Origin of the sequence: Spirosoma sp. KUDC1026 (assembly GCF_013375035.1) — a bacterium.
Taxonomy (GTDB): Bacteria; Bacteroidota; Bacteroidia; order Cytophagales; family Spirosomataceae; genus Spirosoma.
Genome location: NZ_CP056032.1, coordinates 3,294,916 through 3,308,275, shown reverse-complemented (window position 1 = coordinate 3,308,275; position 13,360 = coordinate 3,294,916). Strand labels below are relative to the sequence as shown.

The window sequence follows — 13,360 nt, the reverse complement described above, 5'->3', positions numbered from 1 at the left end:
CTCCTCCCTCCTCCCTTTCCTCCCTTTCCTCCCTTTCCTCCTTCATTAATGACCCTACTACTCCTTAGCAACGACGCAAATCGCGCGGGTGCCCAGTTGGTCCTGCTGCACCTGATGCGACTACTGAAAGAAGAAGGCGTTCAGATGCGGCTGCTCCTTGGCGAAGGTGGTTCTCTGCTGGACGAGTATCGGGCGTTATGTCCCGTCACGATCTGGACAACGCCCAGCCCTTTCGTTACCAACGCCGTGGGCGACAAGGTATTGGGAAAACTGGGGCTCTGGCACCAGCTCAACGAGCGAAAATCGGCTCAGCAGCAACGAATTGTCCAACAACAGCTCGACCTGGATTCCGTCGATCTGGTGCTGGTTAACACGGTTACCAGCAGCCGCTGGTTTCGGGAACTGGCCATTCCGGCGCATATTCCCGTGGTTACGTTTGTGCACGAACTGGCTATGTCCGTTCGGATCTATACCCGTCCTGATGACCTGACGTACCTGCTGCAGCGTACCACGCATCTGCTGGCAGTATCAGACACAACGGCCCGGTATTACGAACAGCACTGGGGTTTTGATCCGGCCCGCATTACCCGCTTTACCCTGATCGATACACCCGCAATGGAACGCGCGGTCGGTCTGGCAAGCCAGCAGCCGAACATCTACGCCGAACTGGGCCTCCCCAACGATGCCCTGATCGTAGGCGGCTGCGGCAACGCCGAATGGCGCAAAGGCAACGACCTGTTCATCGCCATTGCCCGACAGGTAATTGGCCGATCAGCCGACCAGCCTGGTGCGGCCCAGCCTGGCGCGGCCCGACCCATTCATTTTGTGTGGGTTGGTGTTCCGGCCGGCACATTACGCGACGATCTGGAACTTGATGTTCAGAAGGCCGGTCTGGCGGGTCGCGTGCACCTGATCTCTCCGACACCGGATGTATTACGGTACATGAGCCGGTTCGACGTATTTGTGCTTTGCTCCCGCGAAGACCCCTACCCCCTGGTGGTGTTCGAAGCGGGTCTGAGTGGCGTTCCTGTCGTCTGTTTTGCCGACGCCGGTGGCTCGCCCGAGCTGGTCGAATCTGATGGCGGGGCCGTCGTGCCGTACCTTGATCTGGACACCATGAGCAGCGAGATTCTGGATTTGCTGCAGCAGCCGCAGAAACGCCAGGCTATGGGTCAGCGGCTGGGCGCAAAAATCCGGGAAAGGCACGCGGCCCGACAGAGTGTCGATACACTTCTTTCGTTATTTGCTCAACTGACTCCCTAATGGCTACGCAACGTACCAGTCCACCGGCCACCGATCTTCTGCGGGCAACGCAGCCACTACGCGGGCACATGCCTCAGCTGGATGCGCTACGTACGTTTGCCGTGCTGCTGGTTATCATATACCACTGGTTTCCGACGGGTGAGGGCATCAATCGGCTTCCCAATGGTACAATTGGCGTCATGATCTTTTTTGTACTGAGCGGCTTTCTTATCACGCGGATTCTGCTGAACAATCGCAACCAGATCAACGCGGGTAATGGCTCGCTGGGCATTACGTACCGGAATTTCTTTGTTCGACGGGCGTTGCGGATTTTTCCGCTGTACTATCTGGTCATCACCGCTGTTTTGGTGCTCATTCCGCAGGCATCGGATATTGACGATCATCCGCTGTATTACTACCTCTACGGTTACAATATTCTGCTCAGTCAAACCGGTAACTGGTCTGATGTTCTGTCCCCCTTCTGGACGCTGGGCGTCGAGGAGCAGCTTTATCTGGTCTGGCCCTGGATCGTTCTGCTGACACCCCGCGCTTATTTTCGCTGGGTACTTGTCGCTATGGTTGCCGTTGGCGTGCTCTTTCGGGGATACGGCTATAGCCAGGGGCAGCTTGACGGCGTACTGGCTCCCGCCAGCTTTGATGCCTTCGGGTTGGGGGCTTTGTGGGCTTATATGGTTACGGAGCAGACAGACGCCCTACCTCGTTTTCTCCAGCGATTATCGGTCAGCTCAGTGCTGGCTTTCGTTGGTTTTGTTAGCCTGTCGCTTCTGCCCGGTGATCATATTCTGGTAGTTCTGTTCCAGCGACTGATGATCTCCGTACTCTCACTTTTTCTGGTAGCCAGGGCCAGCGTGGGCGTTCAGGGCCTTGGCGGCAAGATACTGAATAACAGCGGCCTACAATATATTGGACGAATCAGTTACGGCATTTATGTCTTTCATATGCTTGTTCCTGGGTATATTGTCCCCCTGTTGTTTCGACTGACCAATCGGCTGGGCGTATCAATTACGTTAGATTACTGGTCCCATCGGCTGTTTAGTCTGGTGGTGCTGCTGGCGCTGGCGTCGGTATCCTGGTACGCCTTTGAGAAACCCATTAATCAGTTGAAACGTTATTTTTCGTATGATGCAGGAAAAAATGAAGGGTGATTCCGTAACGCACGACGTGCATTCCTTCATTTTCCTTTTTTGATCCATGACCATTGCGTTTACCATTTGTTCCATCAACTATCTTGCCCAGGCCCGAACCCTGGGTGAATCACTACGCGTAACAAACCCGGACTATACCTATATCATTGGTCTGGTCGACAAACTCGAAGGAGCCAACTTACCCGCGAACCTGGTCCCCGACTTTCCGATGCTGGAAGTTGATAAGATCAATATCCCGGATTTTGCGGCCATGTGCGATCGGTATGACATTACCGAACTCAACACCGCCGTCAAGCCTTTTTACATCGACTACCTTTACGAAAATTACCCGGACGCCAGCAGTGTTATCTATTTCGATCCGGATATTATTGTTTTCCAGCCGCTGGAGCAGCTGAATAAAGCGCTGACCCAGTACAGTCTGGTACTTACCCCCCATACCTGTTCGCCCACGCCCGACTGGGAGCGCCCGAACGAACAGCATCACCTGAATACCGGCATCTTCAATCTGGGTTTCATCGGACTACGTAACGACGATACCGCGCGTAGTTTTGTGAACTGGTGGAAAGACCGGCTGGTGTACGAATGCCGGATCGACCTGTGCGCTGGTCTTTTCGTCGATCAGCACTGGGTTAACTTTGCTCCGGTATATTACGATAACGTTCTGATCGATCAGCACCTGGGGTATAACGTAGCGTACTGGAACCTGCACGAGCGTCGCATTGCCCAAAATGCGACTGGCGACTGGATTATCAGCCCGATGAACCAGAGCCAGCAAACGGGTCAGTTTCTGCTTCAGTTCTTTCATTTCAGCGGTTACAATCCCTACAAACCCGACGAAATTTCGAAATACCAGACTCGGTATACGTTTGCCGATCGGCCAGACACCCGGCCCCTGTTCGATTTGTACCGGAATCAGCTGATGCATCACCAGAACGACAAATACCGTCAGTACCCCTGTGTGTACATCAAGCCCCCCGCCGTGCTACGATACAAACGGGTCCGGAAAGCGCTTAAAATACCGTTTGAACGCATCATTACCTTACTAGAATCCCGTTAAACATGGCCGTCTCGCATCCAAAGGGGTCTAGTTTTCAGGCGCTCTGGACACACCGTTATTACAAATACACGCACATAGTCGGTAAATACCGATCTTACTCGGCCAAATACCGCCAGCTTCGTCGGCTGAAAAATTCGTTGGGCGGGAAACCGCTGGTCGCTATTATTCTCTCGGAGCAGATGGGCGATATTATTGCCTGCGAGCCCGTTGCGCGCGAAGTTCGTCGGCAGCACCCCGATGCGCACATCATCTGGGTTGTACGGGAAGCCTACGTCGAACTGGTCAAATATCATCCTGATCTGGACGGATATCTGACCGAGAAATGCCCCAGCGAACGCATGATGCTGATTCAGTCGGGTATTTACGATAAGGTGTACAACATGCACATCTCCCACCGGAAATGTAAATATTGTCCCGAAGACATCGTCAACCCTACCGCCGACGCGATCGATCTGACCTTCGACAATTACTACCATCGGGGGGATCTGCTGTATATGTTCTCGCAGGCCGCTGGACTCCCGGCGTTGGACGAGCAGCCTCGGATGTACATTCCGGACAGCGTCAAACAGCAGATCGATGCGCTGAAGCTACCGGACCAGCCAATCGTGATTCACACCCAGTCCAGCCACATCATGCGCGACTGGCCCGCCGATAACTGGAACCGGCTCGTTAACTGGATGCTGGCCACGTTCCCGAATCCGATCATCGAAGTAGGGATTCAGCCGGTGGTTACCAGCAACGATCCCCGGTTTGTTAATTTGTGTGGTAGACTAAGCCTTTTGGAAACAGCCGAAGTGATTCGTCGGGCCCGGTTGTTTATTGGTATCGATAGTGGACCGGCCCACATGGCCAATGCTGGTAACACCGAGGGCATTCTGCTACTGGGAAAACTTTTTGATTTTGTCGATTACATGCCCTACTCCGGTCGTTATAAACGGGGCGAAGGCGTTACAATCCTAAATAATTTTGACCAGCCCTGCGCTACCCTCCCCTACGACTGGGTGGAGAATGCCGTACGGAAACACCTGGATCAGCCGGAATAAGTATGAAGCCAGCCTCACCGGTCAGCGTTGCCGTTGTTATCCCCGCATATAAAGAGCAACTATCTGATTACGAACGCATTTCACTGACTCAATGCCAGCGGATACTAGGGCACTACCCAATCTGTTTAGTAACTCCCCGGTCACTTGACATTTCCAATTACCGGGAAATATGCCCAACTTTGCAGGTACGCTCCTTTGACGACGGTTACTTTACCAGTATCCAGGCCTACAACCGGTTAATGGTATCAGACGAGTTTTACCGGGCGTTTCAGGACGTAGAGTACATGCTAATTCACCAGTTGGATGCCTTTGTGTTCCAGGATGACCTGGCCGACTGGTGCCGTCAGGGCTATGATTACATTGGAGCGCCCTGGCTTCGGGACCGCGACTATACGGGTTGGTCCGATGAAATTTGGTTCAACGTGAAAAAGAAAGTGGCAACTCTGGCCGGCCTCAAAAAGGCAGATGGCGTAACTCCACGCGAAATCATTAGTCTCAACAGCGTGGGCAACGGGGGTTTATCGCTACGGCGGGTCTCCTCGCTGCTACGGTACCTGCCCCGTTATCATCAGAAACTTGCTCAGTATGAGCAGTTTCAGCAGGATCAGTACAACGAAGACATTTTTTGGAGCATTGAAGTAAATCGATATTGGCCTAATCTACGTATTCCTTCCTACAGAAAAGCCCTTCATTTTGCCATCGAATTCTATCCGCAGTGGGCTGTTGAACATTTCAATAACGGAAAACTTCCCTTTGGCTGCCATGCCTGGGATATTCATGGTACAGCGTACTGGCGACCAATTTTCGCCCGGTATGGTTACCAAATTTAATGTAGTGATGACGGAACCGGTCCGACCAACGATCTCGATTGCCCTATGTACCTATAATGGGGAAACGTATTTACCCACGCAGTGGCAGAGTCTACTCGACCAACATCAATATCCGGACGAAGTCGTTATCTGCGACGACCGCTCCACGGATGGTACTCCAGCCCTGCTTCGGCAGCTTGCCGCCGACGCCCCCTTTCCGGTGCGTATCCTCGAAAATCCAGTCCAGCTGGGGTACAATAAAAACTTTGAACGCGCCCTGTCGGAATGCACCGGCGATCTGATTTTTATCTGTGATCAGGATGACTACTGGTTCCCGGAAAAAATCAGCACCATGACGGCCTACATGACCGAGCGTCCGCATCTTCAGCTGGCTTTCTGCGACGCCTGGGTAACGGACGACGACCTGAAGGGCCGTCAGATCCGGTTCTGGGAATGCGTAAATTTCGACGCCGACGTCCGTCAGCGCTGGAACGACGGTGAAATTATGGAAGTTATGCTGGATGGCAACCGGGTTATGGGTTGTGCGTCGGTGTTACGTCGCAGTTTTCTGCAAACGGTTCTACCCATTCCCGAAGCTATTCCCGGCTATATTTACGACGGCTGGCTGGCGCTGGTAGGCGCCACCGACAACACCATTGCGTTTGTCGATAGTCCGCTACAGCTGTACCGAACCCATACCCAGCAGCAGGTAGGTGTCCAAGAGCAACCCCCGCAGGCACAGGTTCGGGTCCGGGACCGGTTTGGGCGGGATCGATCTAAAAAGCTGGCTCCCCTCCAGAAGAAGAAAGACCAGCTCGATATGATTTACCAGTTACTGTCGTCCCGTGTTGCCCGCAATGCACCGGGTCTGCTGCAGCTCCGTCGCCGACTGGGGCATTTTACGATGCGAAGTTGTCTGCCCCAGAATCGCTTGGCGCGGCTTGTTCCTGTCCTAACAGGGCTGAGCCACGGCAATTATAACCGATACGCCGAAGCAGCCGCAAACTGGTACGCTCCGTACCTGGCCGCTTTCGGTGATCTTTTTGAATGAGTAAGTCTTCTTCAGCGTGTTACTAACGATCTGTACTATCCGTCAGTTGCCCCAGGCATTCACATTGGGCGACAGTTTTATCCAGCATGCCGCTCAGCCCGATGGCCTTCTGCCCACGGTAGTGATTGGGCTGGTTGACGACCATACTCAATTACCCGCTGGTTTCACGTCTCCTTACCCAATTCTGCCGGTTTCCGACATCCTGACGAAGGCCGAGCTACGCACGCTGTCGGGTATGTACACCCCCGTTGAGTTTGCGGCTGCCTGTAAACCTCGTTTTATTCAGGAAGCATTTCGGCGGTATCCGTCTGCCCAGACGCTGATATACGCTGACCCTAACATACGTTTCTATAGTTCTGCAGCATCCATCCAGGCGGCACTGGCGGATGCCAATATCCTGCTGACCCCCCACATTACCCGCAAGCAACCTGATCTGCTTCCCGATGACCAGCCTGCCTGGCCCGACGAGAAATTCTTTCAGAACATTGGCCTGTACAGTTCCGATTTTCTGGCGTTTCGACGTTCGGCCGAGACCAGCCGGTTTCTGAACTGGTGGCAGGACCGGACGCAGCAGCGGGCCTATATCAATTACTGCGAGGGACTATGTACCGATCAACTCTGGCTGATGCACGTACCCGTCTTTTTCGCGGGTGTCAACGTGGTTAAATCCCCCAGCTGGCACCTGGCCCTCTGGAATTTACCCGATCGAATTATCCGCCAGGCCGGTAGCGAGTGGTTGGTAACTGGCACGGGAAGTACGCACACCGAGCCCATCTGCTTTGCCAGTTTCAAAGGGCTGTTCAACATGGACGAGGGCTTTTTCCCGAATCAGAATCGGGTGCACCTGAGCGAGCGTCCCTACGTTGTGGCCTTCCTGAACGAATACAAGCGGTTCGTGGCGGCTCAGGACTATACCCTGCCGGAAACACCAGCGGCCTACGGGCGGCAAGTATCGCCGGTCGTGCTGCGAGGCTGGCGGAAGACGACCGTTGAGTCGTTACGAACAATTTTAGATTTTATCGACCGGCTGCCTTTACCCGTGTTACGTTAACCACACGTCCGGAAGAGTTGTCCAATAAAGTGGTACTTTTGCGGCTTAATGCCTTACCGGCAATTGCCCGAACCCAATCCTGGGTTTCTTTTTATGAAAGTCCTTTTCGACCATCAATGCTTCACGGGAGGCATGTACGGGGGGGTATCCCGGTACTTTTACGACCTGATGCGTTCTTTTACGCACATTCCGGACGTTGAATTTGATCTATCACTGCTGCTGTCCAACAACGATTACCTCAACCGGGCGTCGTTCAGCAACCACATCCGTTACCGGCGGTTTGCGCAAAACAAACGGGTTAACCAGGCAGCATCGGCTTTGAACCGCATCAATAGTCTCCGGCAGATCAAAGCCGGCAATTTTGACGTTTTCCACCCAACGTATTACCACCGTTATTTTCTGGATTCGATCGGTAAAAAACCGTTCGTACTGACGTTCTACGACGCGGCCAGTGAGCGGTACAAAGACCAGTTTCCAGAGCTGGGCGAGGGGCTGACTGCCGTGAAGCAGCAACTGCTTGACCGCGCCGACGCCATTATTTCGATCTCCGAATTTACCAGCGAGGAGCTGGTCCGTTATTTTAACGTCGACCCGGCTAAGATCAGGACCGTCTACCTCGGCACCGAGTTCAGTGAACCCGCCATACGGTCGGTACAGCAGCCGAAGCCCGTTGATTTCCCGTACCTGCTCTTTGTAGGCAAACGGGAGTTATACAAGAATTTCAGCGGGTTTTACCGCGCTATTCAGCCGGTAATGAATCGTCACCCGGATCTGCACCTCATCTGCGCCGGTGGCGGCACCTTCACTCCGGCCGAGCAGGCAACTTTCCACCAGGCCGGTCTGAGCGACCGGACGCATTTCCGCCCGATTACCGATGCCAGCCTGATGGGTCTTTATCAGCACGCAATAGCCTTTGTTTTTCCGTCGCTGAACGAAGGCTTCGGTATTCCGGTGCTGGAAGCATTCAGTGGCAACTGCCCGGTTGTCTTAAGCAACCGAACCTCGCTACCCGAAGTAGGCCAGGATGCGGCCCTGTATTTTGATCCTGACGATGACGATTCGGTTGCCGATGCCATCGAGCGCGTCGTGACGGACGAAGCCTTACGGGATTTACTACGTCAGAAAGGCAACGTACGGCTGCAGGCTTTCTCGTGTGATAAAACCGCCCGGCAGACGCTGGATGTTTACCAATCGCTCCGATAACGGTATGGCAACATCGACAGAATCGTTACGTTCGTTCGTGACCCGCCCCTACCAGTCGCAGTCTTCGTCAGCTACGACAACGTCGTACCCTAAGCTTACGATCGTTACGCCGTCGTACAATCAGGCGCACTACCTGGAACGCACGATCCTGAGCGTCCTGAATCAGCAGTACCCGAATCTGGAATATTTGATCATCGACGGTGGTTCGACGGATGGTACGCTGGAAATCATCAAAAAGTACGAACCGTACCTGGCGGGCTGGGTCAGTGAAAAAGACCGGGGTCAGACCGATGCCATCAATAAAGGTTTCCGCATGGCTACGGGCGACTACGTAGCGTTTCAGAACTCAGACGATGTTTTCGCCCCCGATGCGCTGCACCGCGTGGCCCGGGCCTGGCAAAAATCGCCGGAGATCGACGTTTTTTTCGGCGATATGTACATTACCGACGAAGAGGACGTTATTCTGGAAGAGCTGCGGGCGCCAGATTTCTGCGCGGAATGCCAAGTGTACGAAGGGATGCAGGTATTCAACCAGGCACTGTTTATCAAACGAAATCGGCTGGATGAGTTTGGGTTACTGGACGAAAATCTGCGGTTCGTAATCGATTACGAAATTATTGCCCGGCTTGGGGTTCAGCCAGGGATGCGGTTTCAGCATATCGACGGATTCTGGGGCGGGTTTCGGGTGCAGCCCGACGCTAAATCATCCACGATTGCTAAAACAGTGGGTTTACAGGAGCACGAGCAGGTAAAAAATAAATACCGGCCTTACCTCCGGTCGCGGCTGAGCGAATCCTTCTGGCTGCGGTACTGCCGCCTGCGGAAGTTGTTTACGTTCGTTTTACAGGGTAACTTTGGCTACGTACGTCACCGACTGCAGCTCCGTCGCCGATCGGCGAATCCATCGTAGTACGTAGCAGGTTTGTAAAACCTGCCTAGCATAAGCATTCATGAACAGACTGATAAATATTGTACAGACGCTCGACCTGGCCAGAATAGTGGTAGGCATCTGTATTCTTGTCGACGGGTATCCGCTGATTTTCTTTTTCCGGGATGCTCTGAAACTAGCTCCCGGCAGTACCGCGTTTACGGCGATTGCCCTGGCGGGCGGCCTGGTACTAATGATTCCCTTTACGTTTCTGCGTCGGCTTTACCGCCCTAACGAAACCATGTTCTGGATGGGAATCGGCTTTATTACGCTCTCCATTATGTACATGTTCCTATTCAATGGGGTTCCTGGCTTTCAGGATACGGGAAAGGACATGATTTACTACGCTTATGCGCTGATTTTCTTTTTCCTGCTGGTCAATATTCCGAATGACGTCGTTCGGGTTTTTATTCCCGTCATTGTGCTGTTTACGCTGGTGTCCAATATGGGGCTGATCTACTCGCTGATCACGAACCCCAACTGGGCCGTTGGTCAGCGGGCGACGATTACGCTGGGCGACGACGACTCGGGCGGTAACCCGCACGTTTTCTCCCGCAACGCGTTCATGGGGCTTATTGCCTGTGCGATCTGGCTGCTTCGCGCCCAGACGCCGGTTCTCCTGAAACTGTTTGCCCTGTTTGCGGGGGTGGTCAATCTGGCAATTTTGGTGCTGACCCAAACCCGGTCGGCCATTGTAGCGCTGATTATTGCCATTTTGTTCTTTATGTACTTCAACGTACGGCCCGCTCAGATCCGGGCAACGGTTCGGGGATTGGTCAAACCAATACCCATTGCGGTTATGGCACTTGGCTTTGTCGCCTTTATCTTTTTGCTGCGACGCTATTACGACGCGTATGGTATTCTGTACGGCTACGTACTGAACTTTATGGAACGTAACCTGGAGAACGTGTATGCGCTGCTGGGGCTGAAAGCCCAGGGAGCTGCCTACACGGCTACCCTGGATGCCTCGGCTGCCAACCGGTCGGTCAGTGCTACCTTCTTCTCGAACGTACTGGTGGGGCATATACACATGCTCATCCTGGGTTTTGGGTATAAGTTTCTGTACCTAGACGTTCCGGTGCTGGAAGCGCTTACTAACCAGGGAATTATCGGTTTCATTCTGTTTGGCGGGGTTAACCTGCTTTGCCTGTATCACGCCGTTCGGATTATGAGTTATAATCCGAACCCACTCAGCGTGTTCCTGGCGTATTTTTTCATGCTGATACTCGTTCAGATCTTTACCAATGGTCGACCGTACGAGATCTCGTTCTGGTTTCCACTGGCCTTGATGACGCGCTTTCTGGGTGTTGAGCATTTGTTCCCAGCCCAGCTCTCCGACTACGCCCAGCCCGTCGTCGACGAAGAATTTACCGTTGTTCCCAAACCGGCCTAGACGGTATCGTCCCGGTTTCGTTTATGCGTATTCTTATTGTTCATAACTTATTGTGGGCGCACTACAAGGCCACAGTTTTCCAGGCCCTGCAACATCTGGTCGATACCCGGCCCAGCCAAGCCCGGCGTGGATTCGCCGGGCCGGGTGTGGAGTTAAACGTCCTGCAGATTGCCCGTAATGAACGGTCCAGGGCAGGCCTGGAAAAACAAGCCGATCAGGAAACGCCAGTTTACCAGTATAATTACACCTTACTCTTCGACCGGTTCCTGGAAGACACTACCGTCCGCGAACGGGCAACGGCGCTTCTACGGCAGGCTAAAGCGTTTCGACCCGATGTGATCAATCTGACGGGCTATTACGATCCGGCTCAAATTCTGCTGCTGCTCTGGGCTAAACTCAATGGCGTTCGGGTAGTGATGCAGATCGAAAGCACAGCCGCCGATCACCAGCGCCGGGGCCTGAAAGAACGCTTTAAGCAATGGGTGTTCAGTCAGTGCGATGGCTTTTTCTGCTTCGGCAGCCAGTCGGCCAATTACCTGCTCCAGTTGGGCGTTCCCGAGCGCAAGATTCTGCTCCGGAAAAATGCAGTTGATAACGACGTTTTGGCCGATAATTACCAGCAGGCTCTGGCAACCCGGCAGATACGTCAGCAACAATTGGGTTTACGCCCTAATAATTTCATTTTTGTTGGTCGGCTGATTGGGTTCAAGAACCTGCCCACCCTGTTGCAGTCCTTTGCTGACGCCCGGCAGCAGAGCAGCCAGTCCTCGGACTGGGGTCTACTGATTCTGGGAGAAGGCGAAGAACTGGCGAGTCTGACCGCCCAGCGGGATGCTCTTGACCTGACGAAAGCCGTTACGTTTCTGCCCGGTCAGCCTTGGTTTCGCGTACCCGAGCTGCTGGCGTTGAGCAATGTACTGGTACTGCCCAGTACGTCAGAGCCCTGGGGATTGGTTGTCAACGAGGCCATGGCCTGCGGCCTGCCCGTTATCGTATCGGACCGTTGCGGCTGTGTAGCTGATCTGGTCGACAACGGTAAAACCGGCTTTGTTTTTGACCCCGCTCAACCCGACCAGTTGACGTATCACCTGCGGCAGTTCATGGACGGCCAGGTTGACGTAGCGAAGCTGAGTCGGGCCGCTAAAGAGCGTATCGCTCACTACTCACCAGCCGCCGTGGCGGGGGAAATGCTGGCGGGTTTTATGAAAATCACTTCCTAACTGGTTATTTCGCGGCATCTATGCGCATTCTTGATATCTGTGCCTATACCTGGCAGGCAGGCGGTCCGCCGAAAATCATCTTCGATCATACGCAGGTTGCCCTCCGCTACGGTCATCAGGTCGATATCCTGAGTCCGTACTCACCCGGCGAAACGCCTTACCCCGTTCCCGAAGGAGCCCGCTTGATTCTTTGCAAACGCACCCCTGTTATCAGCCGCTTTTTCCGGGAGGTATCGGGGGAATTGTATCAGTACCTGAAGCAACATATCCACGAATACGACATCATTCATTGTCATGGTCTCTGGCATTTTGGTACGTTGGCGCCGTTTATGCTGGACAACCGGGTGGCCAAAGCGATTACCATTCACGGCGTGCTCGACCGCTGGGCGTACAATAACAACAACTGGAAGAAATCACTCATCGACAGGCTTGCCCAGAAGGCTTATCTGCGTCGGGCGAGTCTGGTGCAGATCAACAATACCGACGAACGCGAGGACCTGATGCGTTACCTGGGTTACCAGCATCCAAACGTAGTAATCATTCCCAACGGGGTCAAGATGAGCGACTTCGTTAACTTGCCGCCCAAAGGCACCTTCCGCCAGAAGTTCAACATCCCCGCCGACAAAAAGCTGGTGCTCTTCATGAGTCGGCTCAACATCAAAAAGGGGCTCGATCTGCTCTTACCCGCTTTCCGCGATTACGTGAAAGACCACCCGGATACCGTCCTGATTCTGGCCGGTTCGGATGATGGGTACGAAGCCGCTACGCGGGCTTTTATCGAGCAGCAAAATCTGGGCGACTCGATCCGGGTGGTGGGTCTCCTGACGGGCGACGATAAGAAAGCAGCCCTGGCCGACGCTGATCTGTTTACGCTGCCCTCCTATTCCGAAGGTTTTTCGATGGCAGTGCTCGAAGCTATGGCGTCTGGCGCTCCCTGCCTCGTCTCAGACCGGGTTGGTTTTGGCGAAGCCATTCGCGAGCACAAAGCCGGAGAATTGGTCGACTTGACACCCGAGAGTGTTCGGGCCGGGCTGGAAAAAACGCTGAGCAATGATGCCCTTCGCCACCAGATGAGCCAGAACGCTACCAATCTGCTGCGAAATCAGTATGACATTGATATCGTAGCCAAGCGTCTGCTGGATGCTTACGAATTGGTTGTAAAGCCAGAAGCATAATACGTTGGGCCGGTTTGGCATC

The 13,360-nt window shown here is 53.8% G+C and carries 12 protein-coding genes; all 12 read left to right on the top strand.

Going from position 1 to position 13,360, the window contains the following annotated elements:
• Positions 1 to 48 precede the first annotated feature (48 nt).
• The 12 genes from HU175_RS13795 to HU175_RS13740 all read left to right on the top strand — a co-directional run bounded on the left by HU175_RS13795 (position 49) and on the right by HU175_RS13740 (position 13,338).
• Entirely contained in the window at positions 49 to 1,263 is a 1,215-nt protein-coding gene (locus HU175_RS13795) for a glycosyltransferase family 4 protein (RefSeq protein WP_176567151.1), read from the top strand.
• A complete protein-coding gene (locus HU175_RS13790; RefSeq protein WP_228724158.1) occupies positions 1,263 to 2,408 on the top strand; it encodes an acyltransferase family protein in 1,146 nt (381 codons plus the stop codon). Before HU175_RS13795 ends, HU175_RS13790 begins: the two co-directional genes overlap by 1 nt.
• A 46-nt stretch (positions 2,409 to 2,454) precedes the next feature.
• Entirely contained in the window at positions 2,455 to 3,465 is a 1,011-nt protein-coding gene (locus tag HU175_RS13785; protein WP_176567150.1) for a glycosyl transferase, read from the top strand.
• 2 nt (positions 3,466 to 3,467) lie between these two features.
• On the top strand, positions 3,468 to 4,508 hold the full coding sequence (locus HU175_RS13780) for a glycosyltransferase family 9 protein (RefSeq protein ID WP_176567149.1): 1,041 nt from the start codon (positions 3,468 to 3,470) through the stop codon (positions 4,506 to 4,508).
• Between the two features lie 2 nt (positions 4,509 to 4,510).
• The gene (locus tag HU175_RS13775) at positions 4,511 to 5,338 is read left to right on the top strand and encodes a DUF5672 family protein (protein WP_176567148.1); all 828 of its coding nucleotides are present in this window, start codon (positions 4,511 to 4,513) and stop codon (positions 5,336 to 5,338) included.
• A complete protein-coding gene (locus HU175_RS13770) occupies positions 5,322 to 6,368 on the top strand; it encodes a glycosyltransferase (RefSeq protein ID WP_228724157.1) in 1,047 nt (348 codons plus the stop codon). Before HU175_RS13775 ends, HU175_RS13770 begins: the two co-directional genes overlap by 17 nt.
• A 16-nt stretch (positions 6,369 to 6,384) precedes the next feature.
• Positions 6,385 to 7,419, top strand: a complete 1,035-nt coding sequence (locus tag HU175_RS13765) for a hypothetical protein (protein WP_176567147.1) — start codon at positions 6,385 to 6,387, stop codon at positions 7,417 to 7,419.
• 93 nt (positions 7,420 to 7,512) lie between these two features.
• Positions 7,513 to 8,622, top strand: a complete 1,110-nt coding sequence (locus HU175_RS13760; RefSeq protein ID WP_176567146.1) for a glycosyltransferase family 4 protein — start codon at positions 7,513 to 7,515, stop codon at positions 8,620 to 8,622.
• A gap of 4 nt (positions 8,623 to 8,626) precedes the next feature.
• Entirely contained in the window at positions 8,627 to 9,532 is a 906-nt protein-coding gene (locus tag HU175_RS13755; RefSeq protein WP_176567145.1) for a glycosyltransferase family 2 protein, read from the top strand.
• Between the two features lie 40 nt (positions 9,533 to 9,572).
• Complete coding sequence (locus tag HU175_RS13750; RefSeq protein ID WP_176567144.1) at positions 9,573 to 10,943, top strand: O-antigen ligase family protein; 1,371 nt, start codon at positions 9,573 to 9,575, stop codon at positions 10,941 to 10,943.
• Positions 10,944 to 10,966: 23 nt separating this feature from the next.
• Positions 10,967 to 12,163: a glycosyltransferase family 1 protein gene (locus HU175_RS13745; RefSeq protein WP_176567143.1), complete on the top strand. Its 1,197-nt coding sequence runs from the start codon at positions 10,967 to 10,969 to the stop codon at positions 12,161 to 12,163.
• A 20-nt stretch (positions 12,164 to 12,183) separates the two neighbouring features.
• Positions 12,184 to 13,338: a glycosyltransferase gene (locus HU175_RS13740; RefSeq protein WP_176567142.1), complete on the top strand. Its 1,155-nt coding sequence runs from the start codon at positions 12,184 to 12,186 to the stop codon at positions 13,336 to 13,338.
• The last annotated feature ends 22 nt before the right edge of the window (positions 13,339 to 13,360 follow it).